The 14,518-nt window shown below is 69.1% G+C and carries 10 protein-coding genes and 1 riboswitch; of the genes, 4 read left to right on the forward strand and 6 right to left on the reverse strand.

The features are described from left to right. Positions 1-33: 33 nt before the first annotated feature. From BLU81_RS24980 to BLU81_RS25000, 5 genes are all read right to left on the reverse strand, one after another. Complete coding sequence (locus tag BLU81_RS24980; RefSeq protein ID WP_231953495.1) at positions 34-2,466, reverse strand: penicillin-binding transpeptidase domain-containing protein; 2,433 nt, start codon at positions 2,464-2,466, stop codon at positions 34-36. Positions 2,467-2,472: 6 nt separating this feature from the next. Continuing rightward, positions 2,473-3,186: a hypothetical protein gene (locus tag BLU81_RS24985; protein WP_092546897.1), complete on the reverse strand. Its 714-nt coding sequence runs from the start codon at positions 3,184-3,186 to the stop codon at positions 2,473-2,475. Positions 3,187-3,337: 151 nt separating this feature from the next. Continuing rightward, the gene (rsmH, locus tag BLU81_RS24990) at positions 3,338-4,459 is read right to left on the reverse strand and encodes a 16S rRNA (cytosine(1402)-N(4))-methyltransferase RsmH (protein WP_373873302.1); all 1,122 of its coding nucleotides are present in this window, start codon (positions 4,457-4,459) and stop codon (positions 3,338-3,340) included. Between the two features lie 143 nt (positions 4,460-4,602). Further along, positions 4,603-5,034 carry a division/cell wall cluster transcriptional repressor MraZ gene (gene mraZ, locus BLU81_RS24995; protein WP_092546898.1) on the reverse strand — a complete coding sequence of 144 codons (432 nt, stop codon included), beginning with the start codon at positions 5,032-5,034 and terminating at the stop codon, positions 4,603-4,605. 814 nt (positions 5,035-5,848) lie between these two features. Next, positions 5,849-6,550, reverse strand: a complete 702-nt coding sequence (locus BLU81_RS25000) for a C40 family peptidase (protein ID WP_231953496.1) — start codon at positions 6,548-6,550, stop codon at positions 5,849-5,851. A gap of 120 nt (positions 6,551-6,670) precedes the next feature. Next, positions 6,671-6,864: riboswitch (cyclic di-AMP (ydaO/yuaA leader) on the reverse strand. Between the two features lie 369 nt (positions 6,865-7,233). On the opposite strand from BLU81_RS25000, the gene BLU81_RS25005 reads away from it, so the two are divergent. From BLU81_RS25005 to BLU81_RS25015, 3 genes are read left to right on the forward strand one after another with little or no spacing between them, the layout of a single operon-like run. Further along, a complete protein-coding gene (locus tag BLU81_RS25005; RefSeq protein ID WP_092557605.1) occupies positions 7,234-8,454 on the forward strand; it encodes a MurT ligase domain-containing protein in 1,221 nt (406 codons plus the stop codon). Next, on the forward strand, positions 8,444-9,157 hold the full coding sequence (locus BLU81_RS25010) for a type 1 glutamine amidotransferase (protein WP_092546899.1): 714 nt from the start codon (positions 8,444-8,446) through the stop codon (positions 9,155-9,157). Before BLU81_RS25005 ends, BLU81_RS25010 begins: the two co-directional genes overlap by 11 nt. 40 nt (positions 9,158-9,197) lie before the next feature. Next, the gene (locus BLU81_RS25015; RefSeq protein WP_092546900.1) at positions 9,198-9,899 is read left to right on the forward strand and encodes a TVP38/TMEM64 family protein; all 702 of its coding nucleotides are present in this window, start codon (positions 9,198-9,200) and stop codon (positions 9,897-9,899) included. 314 nt (positions 9,900-10,213) lie between these two features. Here BLU81_RS25015 and leuS read toward each other — a convergent pair whose 3' ends face one another. Beyond that, positions 10,214-13,024: a leucine--tRNA ligase gene (leuS, locus tag BLU81_RS25020; protein ID WP_092557606.1), complete on the reverse strand. Its 2,811-nt coding sequence runs from the start codon at positions 13,022-13,024 to the stop codon at positions 10,214-10,216. 450 nt (positions 13,025-13,474) lie between these two features. Here leuS and BLU81_RS25025 point away from each other — a divergent pair, with 450 nt between their 5' ends. Continuing rightward, on the forward strand, positions 13,475-14,518 hold the full coding sequence (locus BLU81_RS25025; RefSeq protein WP_092546901.1) for an AAA family ATPase: 1,044 nt from the start codon (positions 13,475-13,477) through the stop codon (positions 14,516-14,518).

Consider the following 14,518-nt stretch of genomic DNA (forward strand, 5'->3'; position numbering starts at 1 on the left):
TGGGAGTGTGCTGTCAACGCCATGCGACCGGTGTCATTCCTTGATCTTGAAGGTTGGCGCCTCGCTACTGGACGGTGGCACAAGGTTATGCAGCAGGGCGTACGACATCATGTCGCTGAACGGCCCGGCCGACACGTCACCGCCACCGCCGTTGCTGACGTCCATGGACACCGCGATCACGTACCGCGGGTTCTCGGCCGGGGCCATCCCGATGAACGAACTGGCGTTGTGGCTGGTGTACTGCCCGTCGATGAGCATGTTGCCGGTGCCGGTCTTACCCGCCACCCGGTAACCCTTGACCGCCGCGGCACCGCCGGTGCCACCCTCGACGTCGACCACCGCCTCCATCATCTCGCGCAACTGACGAGCCACCTCGGTGTCCAGCACCCGGTGCGTCTTCGGCTCGGCGGCCGGATCGACCGTGCCGTCCTCGCCGGAGATGGTGGCCTTGATCAGGTGCGGCTGGATGTAGACGCCGTCGTTGGCGATCGCGGCGTACCCGGCGGCCATCTGGATCAGCGTCGCCGAGACACTGTGGCCGATCGGCACCGACCCGTACGCCGATCCGCTCCAGTCCTCGGGTTTGAGCAGCTCTCCGGACGCCTCACCGGGCATGCCCTCCCCGGTCACCGCACCCAGCCCGAACTTCTGCTGGTACTCGTAGACCTTCTCCTTGCCGAGCTTGTCGGCGATCAGGATGGTGCCCACGTTGGACGAGTAGGCGAGCAGCCCCGGCAACGTCATCCGGGTGCCCTTCTTCTGCTGGTGGGAGTCCTTGAAGGGGACACCACCCTTGATGATCGCCGGGCTGATCGTGATCAGCTCGTCCGGCGTGATCAGGCCCTCCTGGAGCGCCGCACCGAAGATGAACGCCTTGTGCACCGACCCCGGGTCGGTGATGACGCTGGTCGGCACGTCGATCCGGTCCACGGCGTCGACCTTCTGCCAGTTCGCCGCGTTGTACGACGGGTAGCTCGCCTGTGCGAGCACCTCGCCGGTCTTCACGTCCAGGACCACCGCGCCACCGATCGACGCGCCCTTCGACTTGCCCGCCGTGTCCAGCACCCGCTGCACCTGGTACTGCAGGTCCTGATCGATGGTGAGCTGCAGCGAACTGCCCGGCTGCGCCGCGGTGTCCTGCTGGAACCCGTCCGGGATCGGCTTGTTCAGCTTGCCCGCGCCGACCTCGAAGACCCGTTTGCCGTCGATGCCGTGCAGCAGGTCGTCGAAACGCGCCTCCAGCCCTTCCAGGCCGCGCTGCTCGTCCCCGGCGCCGGTGAAGCCGATCAGGTTCGACGCCAGATCCTTGCCGGGTACGTCACGCCGCTCGTCGAGGTGCGTGTAGATGCCGGGCAGCGCCAGCGCGTCGATCTTGTCGGCCACCGCCACGTTCACACCACGGGCCAGGTAGCGGAACTTCAGCCACCCCTCCACCAGCTTGGTGCGCTGCATGTCGGCGATCAGCTCCGACTGCGCGACCCCGAGCAGGGGCGCGAGCTGGGCGGCCGTACCGGCGACGTTCTTCTGCAGCAGGGGGTTCTCCGGGTCGGCGTAGACGTAACGCGCCTCGACGCTGTGCGCCAGCACGTTGCCGTTGCGGTCCAGGATGCTGCCCCGCGGCGCCGGCAGCGTGACACTGCTCAGCCGGTTCTCCCGCAGTTCGAGCAGGCTCGCGGCCTCCTCCGGCGAGGTCGCCACCTGCAGCACGACCAGGCGCACACCGATGGTGACGAAGAGCGACAGAGCCAAAACCGTGCCCAGACGCAGGCGACGGGAGCTGTTGGCGAGTTTCGGCGGTTCGGCCGGGACCGGCCTTCTTGGATTGGCGGTACGCCCGGACGGGCCCCGTCCACGGTCGGTGACCCGGCGGTTGGGGCCCGGAGCCGGACGGCGCTCGGGCCTCCGCTCCCGGGCGTCCCGTTCGTCGCGGCGGTCCCGCCGTTCCCGGCTGTCCCGGGTCTCCCTGACCCGGCTCTCCCGGCTTTCCTTGACCCGGCTCTCCCGGGTCTCCTTGGCCCGGGCGTCTCGGGTCTCCTTGCTCCGGGCGTCCCGGGTCTCCTCGCGGGCCCGGTTCTCCTCGCGGGCCCGGTTCTCCTCGCGGGCCCGGTTCTCCTCGCGGGCCCGGGAGGTGGCTCGGGTGCGGGGCTGGTCGGCGTCACGCTGAGCCGGCGGCTGGTCGGCGGCCCGGCCCCGGCCGCGCTGCGTGCGCGGGGTGCTCTCGCCACCGTCGAGAACCTGCAGTGCCGGCCGGAACGGATCGGCGTTACGGCCGGCGTTACGCGGCACCCGCCCTCGCTCGGCCACGGTCCGCCCACGTGGGGTGTAGGCCCGCGCCTCGCCGATGCTGGAGCGGCCGCGACGGCCCTCGCGCGGGTCGTCGCCCGATTCCTCGCCGGGCAGGTCCGGTGACGAACCACGCCGGGACTGACTCGCCCGGCGCGGTTTCTCGTCGTCTCGTGGCGACACGGTCGGTTACTCCCCGGTCTTCGCGGTGATCTCGCCGGTACCGGGCTCCTCGGCCTCGCCAGTAGCGGTCTTCTCCAGCTCGCCGCTGCCGCCCGTGCCGGTCTTGTCGACCTCGCCGTTTTCACCCGAGCCGGTCTTGTCGACCTCGCCGTTTTCACCCGAGCCGGTCTTGTCGCCGAGGCCCTTGCCGGTGGTCGGGGAGGTCGGGCCCTGGCCCGGGGTCGGCGCGCCGACGATGTCGCCGTTCGGCAGCCGGATCACGGCCGGGTTGTCGGCCGCCACCAGGCCCAGGCGGCGCGCGGCGGCGGTCAGGTTGCCCGGACCGGACGCCTCGACGAGCTGCCGCTCCAGCTCCTGCTGCTGCTTGTCCAGGACGGTCTTCTCCTTGCGGAGAGCGTCGAGGCGGAACGACTGCTCCATGGTCTTGGTGTTGATCAGCAGGATGCCGACCACCCCGGCCAGCACCACGGCGATGACCGCGGCGGCGAAGGTGGCACGTGGCGCCCGGATCGGCAGCGGAGGTGCCACCCAGAGCCGGGGGCGGGCACTGGGAACCGGCGGCGTGTCACCGGTCACCTCGATGGAGAGCGCGGTGGCGCCGTCGACGGGTGCGGCCGTGTCCCGGCCCTTCCCGCTCCGGATCCCTGACCGGCGCGTGTCGGCCCCCTCGGATCGGCGCGTCGCCCGTGCGCCGGTCCCGGTGTCGGCATCGCGGCTCACCCGGCGCTCCGGCCCCCCGGCCGTACCACGCGACTGCGCCCGGTCCCCCGACCGCGACGCTGCGGATCGCTCGCTCATGCTCTTCCCTCCCCCTCTTCTCTTAGCCCCCGGGCGTAACCCCGCGGTCCCCCCTGCGTTGGGAACTCCGGTGCTACCCGGCTTTCCCGTTCCCCCGGGGCCGCTCGCGGCCGGTTCCGAACGCCTTGCCGGTCCTGCCCGCCTGCTCCTGCTCGCCGATCCGTTCCACCGCCCGCAGCTTCACCGAGGCCGCCCTCGGGTTGGCAGCCACCTCGGCCTCGCTGGGCGGCTCCGACCCCCTGGTGAGGAGACGGAGGCTGGGACCGGTGCCGGGCAGCTCGACCGGCAGGTCGACCGGCCCGGTACTGCGTGCCCTCGCGGTGAGCGCGCGCTTGACGATCCTGTCCTCCAACGATTGATAACTCATCACCACAAGTCGCCCGCTGGGTGCCAAGGCGTCCAACGCCGCCGGAACAGCCCCTTCCAGGACCTCCAACTCGGCGTTGACCTCAATACGTAGTGCCTGGAACGTCCTTTTTGCCGGATTTCCACCTGTTCGCCGCGCGGCGGCCGGGATCGCGTCCTTGATCAGCTCGGCCAGGCGCGCCGTAGAGGAGATCCGGCCCTTCGCCCGTTCCCGCACGATCGACTGGACGATCCGCGGTGCGAACTTCTCCTCGCCGTACTGCCGCAAAACGCGAACAAGATCACCCGGCGGGTACGCGTTGACGACCTCCTCGGCGGTCACGCCCCGGGACTGGTCCATCCGCATGTCCAGCGGAGCGTCCTGGGAGTACGCGAAACCACGATCCGCCTCGTCCAGCTGCAACGACGAGACCCCGAGGTCGAAGAGCCCACTGTGGATCGCCGGAAAACCCAGCTCGCTGAGGACCCGCGGCAACTCGTCATAGACCGCGTGCACCAGATGCGCCCGATCGCCGAACCGGATCAGCCGATGCCGGGCGTGCGCCAGCGCCTCGGTGTCCCGGTCGAGCCCGACCAGGACGACGTCCGGGTACCGCTCCAGGACCGCCTCGGCGTGCCCGCCCAGACCCAGCGTGAAGTCGACGTGGATGGAACCCGGCAGCCTGAGGGCGGGGTCGAGCAGTTCCAGACAGCGCTCGAGCAGCACTGGCACGTGTGTGCCCCGCGGCTCCCCCATGTCGACCCCCATCGCCGTAACTGCTCGCGTTTCACTCGTTTGTTCCATATTGCTGTCCGGCCCGGTCGCCCATCCGTACCGCCAGATCCCCATCCGCTCTTCGTCCCGAGCCGGCTGACCGGCCCCGAACACGCGCCTGGCGCCGGGGAAGAGGCGCCAGGAGCGGGAGCGGCTGGAGATCTCGCAGTACGGCAGCAGTGGCGTCCGGGCCGAGAGCAGCCCACCGAGTGCCACGCCTACAGTCCGCCGGGCAGCACCCCCTCCTCGATGTCGGCGAAGTCTTCCTCGCTCGCCGAGAGGTAGTCGTCCCAGGACTGTTTGTCCCAGATCTCCACACGGGTGCTCGCACCGATCACGACTAGGTCGCGACCGAGACTGGCATACTCCCGCAAATGGGCTGGAATCGTCACCCGGCCCTGCTTGTCGGGAACCTCGTCGTGCGCACTCGCGAAGAACACCCGGCTGTAAGCCCGGGCGGCCTTGTTGGTGACCGGAGCCTCACGCAGCTGACCGGCGATGCGCTGGAACTCCGGCATCGGGAACACGTAAAGACAGCGCTCCTGCCCCTTCGTGATCACGACACCTCCCGCCAGCTCATCACGGAACTTCGCCGGGAGGATCAGCCGGCCCTTCTCGTCGAGGCGCGGGGTGTGCGTGCCGAGAAACATTGGCCCCCACCCCTTTGCCGTGGCGGCCGCTCCATCGCGGAGGGAGCGGATCGCCTGTCAACTCGGGCCGGCAGGTCCGGCGTCGCTCTTCCGCCCTGCCACTGTGCTCCACTCTACTCCACTTCCCTCCACCTGCAACCCGAACGCGACCACTCCCGAGCCGCTTTCGCAGACGTACTCGCAGCTCACAGGCGGTGGGGCGGAGTGGAGGGCCAAGCCATGATCAACTGCGTCCAGTTTCCGACATCGAGCGCTCCAGGTCGCAAATCCCCCACGTTTCACCCTGTCTTTCGGCCCGTTCGCGCCCCGGTGGAGGGAAAGGGAGCACTCCGCTGGACCGAAGTGGAGGCCCCACCCATCGAGATCCACCCTTCTCCCCAGGCGATCGCGCTGTCCCCACCCTCCATCTCGCTCCGTCCAATCCCTCCACCCACCCCGCGCGCGTGCCGAGTTCGGGTCCACTCCGCACCCCAACCCACCACACACGGGCGTATGCCTTCACGTGTGGAGAGCCGCGGCTCAAATCGCACCCCGACTCACCACACGCGGACGCAGCCACCCTCGCGTGGATAGCCGCGGCTCCACCTGCACCCCGACTCACCACACGCCCGGACGGCCTCCGGACATGCCTGTGGGGCGTGACCCAGACTCGGGCCACGCCCCACAGAAGGCGTTGCTATTCCTTACTTACTGCAGCCGCTGCGCGACACCTAACTACTACCGCTCGCGACACTCACTACTACCGCGGCGCGATGGCGCTCACCGACGACCGCGGCTCGACAAGTCACGTCGAACAACAGCCGATGCGAGGCGATCAGGCGACCAGACGCCGGACCACGTAGTTCTTGCTCCAGATCTTGTGCTTGCCGACACGTGCACCGGAGTGCGGCGAGTCGTACATGTAACCGTTGCCCGCGTAGATCCCGGCGTGGTAGCCGTACGACCCGTTACGGAAGACGATCAGGTCTCCGACCTTCTTGTTGCTCTTGGAGACCGACTTCCCGTACTTCTGCTGGGAGTTCGCCTTGTGGGGCAGGCTCTTTCCCGTGGTCTTCTTGTAGACGTACTTCGTGTAGCCGGAGCAGTCGAAACGGCTCGGCCCGGACGCCCCGAACTTGTAGAGCGCGCCCTTGTGTTTCTTCGCCTCGGCGAGAACCTTGGCGCCACTGGCAACGACCTTGACCTTGACCTTGGTCGTGACCTTCTGGTTGTAGCCGGAACCACTGAAGATGGTCCGGACCCAGAGGGTGGACTTCGGCTTGGCGGTGAGGGTGACCGCGCTGGTCTTGACGGTGCCGGTGTCCAGGTTGCGCCAGGCGCCGTTGCTCCAGCCCTGAAGACGGACCGTGCCCTTGGCGATCTTGCCAGTGGCGGGGTCGATCACCTTCGCGGTGACCTTGAGGGTGGAGCCCCATTTGAGGCTCCGGGTGCTGGTCGTGGAGGCCAGCGTGGGGGTGACCTTCACGGCGGCCGCAGAGGCGGCGACCGGGGTGACGGTGGTGGTCGAAGCCGCCATTGCTGGCGAGGCTGCGACCAACTGGCCGGCACAAAGGCAGAGACCCAGGGACAGTGCGACGGTGCCGGGGCCGAATGCGGGCATACGACGACGGCTCGAACTGTTTTCGTGCACGGTAGAGAGTTCCCTCCGGCACGCCTGCGAGGTTAGCTGTCGGGTTCGGGCGGAAGGGCTTGCCCGGCCGCTGGTTGGCGGCTTCACCCCAAGGTTTCTCCCCGGGTGCGATCCGCCATGAAGCGGAACGCGGGAAGAGACCGCAATTGGGTCCCCCGTCCCCGCCCCCGAATGCCTTGTGAGTTCGGCTTGCTTGCGATGACGCACCGTCCAGCTCGGGGCAGGGCTCGGCGTGAACCGATCCGGTGCGGCCGGCGGCGATGTGCCCCCGGCAGATTCCTTGGTACCCGACTCGGCCCATGATCGTCAGCATGAGGTCAATCACTCTGAGTAATTGACACAAATCCTCATGTCCAATTTGGTAGCTCCGCGAAACAAATGCCGCCACACAAAGTAATCAGTTCACTACACTCCGCTTAAGGTTACGGGTGAATCAGAACACACAAAAAGTCGAGCCGGACGTCCGAAAAGCCCGGACCGGGGAAAACATCGAATAGGCCGTGATCTTGACGGTCTGGCAACTCGACGTGACGGTCGAGTCCGGTACCCTCGCTGGCGTGACGGACGGAATGCCTCTCATCGCCAAGGTCGCGACCTCAGTGTCGAAGACCGCCGCGGCACTCTCCAGGGCCGCGGGACGCGGCGACGGCTCGGTGATCGGCGGCTGGATCGGCCTCAAGATCGACCCTGACCTGCTCGCCCACCTGGCCGCCGGTCGTGCCGTCGCGCTGGTCTCCGGGACCAACGGGAAGACCACCACGACCAGGTTCACCGCGGCCGCGGTCGGTGTCCTCGGCCGGGTCGCCACCAACGGTTACGGCGCCAACATGCCGACCGGCCACACCTCGGCGCTGGCCAAGGAGGGGCACACCCCGTTCGCGGTCCTCGAGGTCGACGAGCACTACCTGGGCCAGGTCATCGACCAGACCAAGCCGCAGGTGGTGGCGCTGCTGAACCTCTCCCGGGACCAGCTGGACCGGGCGAAGGAGGTGGCGATGATGGCCCAGATGTGGAAGATCAAACTCGCCTCCCACCCGGAGATCAAGGTCATCGCGAACGCGGACGACCCGCTGGTGGTGTGGGCGGCCAGCGGCAGCCCGCAGACCACCTGGTTCAGCGCCGGCCAGCGCTGGCTGGACGACTCGTTCGTCTGTCCGGAGAGCGGCCACGCGATCGAGCGCGCGCAGGGCGACTGGTGGTGCACCGGCTGCCCGCTGCGCCGGCCGCGCCCGTCGTGGATGGTCGAGGACGGCGGAGTGTTCGACCCGGACGGCGTGTGGCACCTGGTGCAACTCCAGCTGCCCGGCCGGGTCAACATCGGTAACGCGGCCACCGCGCTGGCGGTCGCCGCCGAGTTCGGGGTGCGGCCGATCGACGGGGTCCGCACGCTGAAACAGGTCGCGTCGATCGCCGGCCGCTACGCACAGGTCGACAAGGACGGCCGTAACCTCCGGCTGCTCCTGGCGAAGAACCCGGCGAGCTGGCTGGAGGCCTTCGACATGGCCGACCAGGTGCCGACCCTGCTCTCGATCAACGCCCGTGACCCCGACGGCTTGGACACGTCGTGGCTCTGGGACGTGGACTTCGCCCCGTTGCGCGACCGGCCGGTGCTGATCACCGGTGACCGGGCGTTCGACCTGGCCGTCCGCCTGCAGGTGAACCAGGTGCAGTTCCGGCACGTACAGACTTTCGACGAGGCGCTGCGGTCCGTGCCACCCGGCCGCCTCGAAGTGATCGCCAACTACACGGCGTTCCAGGACATCCGAGCGGAGTTGGACCGTGTCAACTGAGGCCCTGCGGATCGTGTGGATCTATCCCGATCTGCTCTCGACCTACGGCGACCGCGGCAACCTGCTGATCCTGGCCGCGCGGGCCGCCGCCCGGGGTATCCCGGTGGAGACCTACGAGGTCCGTTCGGACCAGCGGATGCCGAACGCGGCCGACATCTACCTGATCGGCGGCGGCGAGGACGGCCCGCAGGCGCTCGCGGCGCAGCGGCTGCTCGCCGACGGCGGCCTGCACCAGGCGATCCATCAGGGTGCCTCGGTGCTGTCCATCTGTGCGGGTTACCAACTACTCGGTCACTCGTTCTTCGCCAAGGGGGTGAAGTGCGCCGGGCTGGGACTGCTCGACATCTTCTCCGACCGGGGCGAGACACGGGCGGTCGGCGAGCTGCGCGGCGAGATCGACCCCCGGCTGGGGCTGCCGCCGCTGACCGGTTTCGAGAACCACGGCGGGCGGACTCACCTGGGCGAACACGCCGCTCCGCTCGCCCGGGTCACCGCCGGCATCGGCAACGACGGCCAGACCGAGGGCGCCTGGGCCGGCAAGATCCTCGGGACGTACTCGCACGGTCCCGCACTGGCTCGCAACCCAGCTATCGCCGATCTGCTACTGAAGTGGTCGACGGGCGCGGATAGGCTTGCGCCTCTTGACGACACCTGGAGCGAGCGGCTCCGCGGCGAGAGGTTCGCGGCAGCGATCCCGGCATGACATTGTCCTGAATCGACGACAGTTGAGGCGGTAGGCCTGGATGACCGACACCCTGAACGTTGACGAGCAGGCCAAGGCCGGCGGGTGGAAGCGGCGCGCGATCCGCTTCACCCTGCTCGGCCTGAGCGTCGGCGCACTGGCCGCCGGCGCCGCGGTCCTCCCGTTGCGGGAGATCGGCGACGCGGTGGTCGGTCTGGGCCCGGGTGCCGTGGTCGCGGTGGCGGTGCTGGGCAGCCTGCTGCTGTCGGCGCTGGTCCCGCGCACCCTGATCACGATGACCTGCGGCGCTCTGCTGGGCGCCACGTCCGGGATGGCCGCCGCTCTCGCCGCCGCGGTGATCGCCGCGATCGCCACCTACTACGCGGGCCGCTGGGCCGGCCGTGGCGCGCTGCAGGCCCGCGCCGGCAGCCGCCTGGCCCGCCTGGACGGCTGGCTGAACCGTCGCGGTCTGGCCGCCGTCCTGCTGGTCCGTTTCCTGCCGCTGGCCCCGTTCGGCCTGGTCGGCTACGCCTACGGCACCACCAGCGTCTGCCGCAAGCGCTACCTGCTCGGCACCACGATCGCCGCCATCCCGTCCACGGTCACCTACGCCGTGATCGGCGCCGCGGTGGTCGCCCCCGGCGAGATGAGCATGATCACCCTGGTCCCGGCGATCTTCAGCTTCATCCTCTCCACCGCGATCATCCTGCGCTGGCGCCACACCGCCCGCCGCGACGCGGCCCTGGCCCCCGCCACCGCCTGACCCGCTTCTGATCGCGCCCCGCCCGTCCCGTCCGGCGCGGGGCGCTTTCTTCGTTGCCCAGGCGGACGGTCCGGCGCGGGCCCTCCCCTCGCACCCCAGGCAGGCGACCCGGTCACGCTTACACCTTTTGCCCTGATACGCGATGGTGGCCCCCAACCGCAACGGCCGGCCCCGTCCGCACCGCGCGAGGCGGTCCCGGCACCGGGCCGCCGACGCGGCCGCCGGGCCGAATGCGGTGGTCACCCCGACCCCGATCCGAAAAAGCCGACGGCCCGCCCCCGAAGAGAGGAGCGGGCCGTCCCGAAACGGCAGGGTCAGACGACGACGGAGACCAGGCGGCCCTTGACGACGATTACCTTCTTGGGTTCTTTGCCCGCCAGGATCTCGGCGACGGCGGCCAGTGCGGCCTCGCGTACGTCAGTCTCGGAAGTGTCCGGGGTCACCTCGACGCGGCCGCGGACCTTGCCGTTGATCTGGACCGGGTAGGTGATCGTGTCGGCGACCAGCTGCGCCGGGTCAGCGACCGGGAAGGCCGTGTAGGCCAGCGAGCCTTGGTGGCCCAGCTTGCCCCACAGTTCCTCAGCCATGTGCGGCGCGAACGGCGACATCATCAGCACCAGCGGCTCGATCGCCTCGCGGGACACCGCCGGCAGCGGGGTCAGCGTGTTGGTCAGCTCGATCAGCTTGGCGATGGCGGTGTTGAACCGCAGTTCGGCCAGGTCCTCCCGGACGCCGGCGATGACCTTGTGCAGGACCTTGCGGGTCCTCGGGTCCAGCGGCTCGTCGGTGACCTTGACGGCGCCGGTCTCCTCGTCGACGACCAGGCGCCAGGTGCGCTGCAGAAACCGCTGCGAACCGATGACGGCGCGGGTCTCCCAGGGGCGGGAGACGTCCAGCGGGCCCATCGCCATCTCGTACACCCGGAACGTGTCGGCGCCGTACTGATCGCACATCTCGTCGGGGGTGACGACGTTCTTCAGCGACTTGCCCATCTTGCCGTAGGTGCGGGCCACTTCCTGATCGCCGTGGAAGTAGGCGCCGTCCCGTTCCACGACCGCTTCGGCCGGCACATAGAAACCACGGTCGTCCTGGTACGCGTACGCCTGGATCATGCCCTGGTTGAACAGCTTCTTGAACGGCTCGAACGACGAGACGTGGCCCAGGTCGAACAGCACCTTGTGCCAGAAGCGGGAGTACAGCAGGTGCAGGACGGCATGCTCGACACCGCCGACGTACAGGTCCACGCCACCGGCGTCGCCCTCGGAGCGCGGGCCCATCCAGTAGGCCTCGTTGGCCGGGTCGACCAGCTTCGTGTCGTTGTGCGGGTCCAGGTAGCGCAGCTCGTACCAGCAGGAACCGGCCCACTGCGGCATGGTGTTGGTCTCGCGGGTGTACGTCTTCAGCCCGTCACCCAGGTCCAGTTCGACCTGCACCCAGTCCTTCTTGCGGGACAGCGGGGTCTCCGGGTCGGTGTCCGCGTCGTCCGGGTCGAAGGTGCGCGGCGAGAAGTCGTCGGTGTCCGGCAGCACGATCGGCAGCATCGAGTCGGGCAGCGCGATCGGCAGGCCGGTCTCGTCGTAGACGATCGGGAACGGCTCGCCCCAGTAGCGCTGCCGGCTGAACAGCCAGTCCCGCAGCCGGTACGTGGTGGCGCCGGTGCCGCTGCCGTCCTCCTCCAGCCAGGCGATCATGGCGGCCTTGGCGTCGTCCTTGCCCATGCCGTCCAGGCTGATCCCTTTTTCAGGATCGGCGCTGTTGATCACCACACCGTCGCCGGTCCAGGCGCCGTCGAAGCCGTCCGGCGTCTCGATGGTCCGGACCACCGGCAGCGCGAAGGCGGTGGCGAAGTCGAAGTCGCGCACGTCGTGGCCGGGCACCGCCATGATCGCGCCGGTGCCGTAACCGGCCAGCACGTAGTCGGCGATGAAGACCGGAACGCGCTCGCCGTTGACCGGGTTGGTCGCGTAGGCGCCGGTGAAGACACCGGTCTTGACCTTGGCGTCGGCGGTCCGCTCCTCCTCGGTCTTGGCGGCGGCGGCAGCGCGGTACGCGGTGACGGCCTCGGCCGGGGTCGCGTGCCCGCCGGTCCAGACCTCCCGCGTGGCGGCCGGCCAGGCAGCGGGAACGATGCCGTCGACCAGCTCGTGCTCCGGCGCCAGCACCATGTAGGTGGCGCCGAACAGGGTGTCCGGGCGGGTGGTGAAAACGGTGATCTTCCCGGTCTCGACCGGGAAGTCGACGTGCGCGCCCTTCGACCGGCCGATCCAGTTGCGCTGCATCAGCTTGACCGCGTCCGGCCAGTCCAGCGCGTCCAGGTCCTCGATCAGGCGGTCGCCGTACGCGGTGATCCGCATCATCCACTGCTTCAGGTTGCGCTTGAAGACCGGGAAGTTGCCGCGGTCACTGCGCCCGTCCGGGGTGACCTCTTCGTTCGACAGCACGGTGCCCAGGCCGGGGCACCAGTTGACCGGGGCCTCGCTCATGTACGCCAGGCGGTGGTCGTCGATGACCTTGCGGCGTTCGGTGGCCGACAGACCGGCCCACTCGGAACCGCGCTCGCCCGACTCGTACGACGCGATCAGGTCCTTGATCGGCCTGGCCTTGTTGACCGAAGGGTCGAACCAGGAGTTGAAGACCTGCAGGAAGATCCACTGGGTCCAGCGGTAGTACTCCGGGTCGGTCGTCGAGAAGGACCGCCGGTCGTCGTACGCCAGGCCCAGGCGCCGCAGTTGCTGCCGGTACCGCTCCACGTTCGCGGCGGTGGTGACCGCCGGGTGGGTGCCGGTCTGCACCGCGTACTGCTCGGCGGGCAGGCCGAACGCGTCGAAACCCATCGGGTGCAGCACGTTGAAGCCGGCCATCCGCTGGAAGCGGGTGTAGCAGTCGGTGCCGATGTAGCCCAGCGGGTGCCCGACGTGCAGGCCGGCGCCGGACGGGTACGGGAACATGTCCTGGACGTGCAGTTTGGGGGCGCCCGCGCGGGGATGACCGGGATCGGCCAGCTCACCGGACGGGTTGGGCGCGTGGAACGTCCCGTTCTGCGCCCAGAAGTCCTGCCAGCGCTGCTCGATCTCACCGGCCATGGCCGCGGTGTAACGGAACGGCGGGGTCTCGGTCTCGCTCATCTTCTTCACCATCTCGTCTTTGTCGTGCTCGTCTTCGTCTTGTGGGCACAAAAAAGCCCCTCGCACAGGAGGGGGTAGCCGTGCCTGGCCCGCGATCAGCGGATCAGCACGGCCGGCCAAGAAGCAGAACGGACCGAGCCATGGGAGCGATGATACCCCTCACTCATCACGCACGGCGACCGGTATAGCGGGCGCGTGACATACTCCCCGCTGTCCACAGGCGACCCGCCTGGGACGGCGGAAAGCAGCCCGTTCGTCCGGAATCCCCCGAAAGCATCATCCACAGGGCCCCGATCAGGGCTTTCGGTGATGCGTAGGGACGGGGATAACCTGTCATGACGGGCGGCGAGCGCCGGAGGCCAACGGCCGCTGGGCGCCCGCGACCTTACGGTGCCCCTTGACGGTGGGTGATCACCGCCTGACGGGCGAGACACGTTATGGAGGAGGCCCGTGACAACGCCGACCTGGGGTGAGCCGGCAGGCCCGCTGACGAACGCGGAGTTCCGCACCGCGGCCCAAGCCATCATGGCCAATATCGAGCAGGTCATCGAAGGCAAGAGCGCGACGGTTCGACTGGCGGTGGCGGTGCTGTTGGCCGAGGGCCACCTGCTGATCGAGGATGTGCCGGGCGTCGGCAAGACGAAACTGGCCAAGGCGCTCGCCCGGTCCATCGACTGTTCGGTCCGGCGCATCCAGTTCACGCCCGACCTGTTGCCCAGCGATGTGACCGGTGTCAGCGTCTACAACCAGGAGACGCGCGACTTCGAGTTCAAGCCGGGTGCCGTCTTCGCCAACCTGGTGGTCGGCGACGAGATCAACCGGGCGTCGCCGAAGACCCAGTCCGCGCTGCTGGAGTGCATGGAGGAGCGCCAGGTCACCGTCGACGGCACCACCTATGAGCTGCAGTCCCCGTTCATGGTGGTCGCGACGCAGAACCCGATGGAGATGGAGGGCACCTACCCGCTGCCCGAAGCCCAGCGGGACCGGTTCACCGCCCGGATCGCGATGGGTTACCCCGATCCACGGGCCGAACTGGCCATGCTCAACGCGTACGGCGACCACGACCCGCTCAACGACCTGCGCTCCGTGGCCGACGCCGCGATGGTCCGGCGGCTGATCGACACGGCCCGCGCGGTGCACGCCGCCGACGCCGTCCAGCAGTACGCGATCGCCCTGGTCACCGCGACCCGGGAGGCCCCGGAGATCCGGCTCGGCGCCTCGCCCCGGTCGACGCTCCAGCTGCTGCGCACCGCCAAGGCGGTGGCCGCGCTCGAGGGCCGGGACTACGTGCTCCCCGACGACCTGCAGGCGCTGGCCGTGCCGGTGCTCGCGCACCGGCTCATCCCGACGGCGGACGCTCAGCTCAACCGGCGGACCACCGACGCGATCGTCTCCGAGATCGTGCACCGGCTGCCGGTGCCGCACGACCGCAACCGGAACCCCTACGACACCCGTGACGGTCGCGCGACGACGTACGAGTCCCGGGGGCGGTGA

Origin of the sequence: Actinoplanes derwentensis (genome assembly GCF_900104725.1) — a bacterium.
Taxonomy (GTDB): domain Bacteria; phylum Actinomycetota; class Actinomycetes; order Mycobacteriales; family Micromonosporaceae; genus Actinoplanes; species Actinoplanes derwentensis.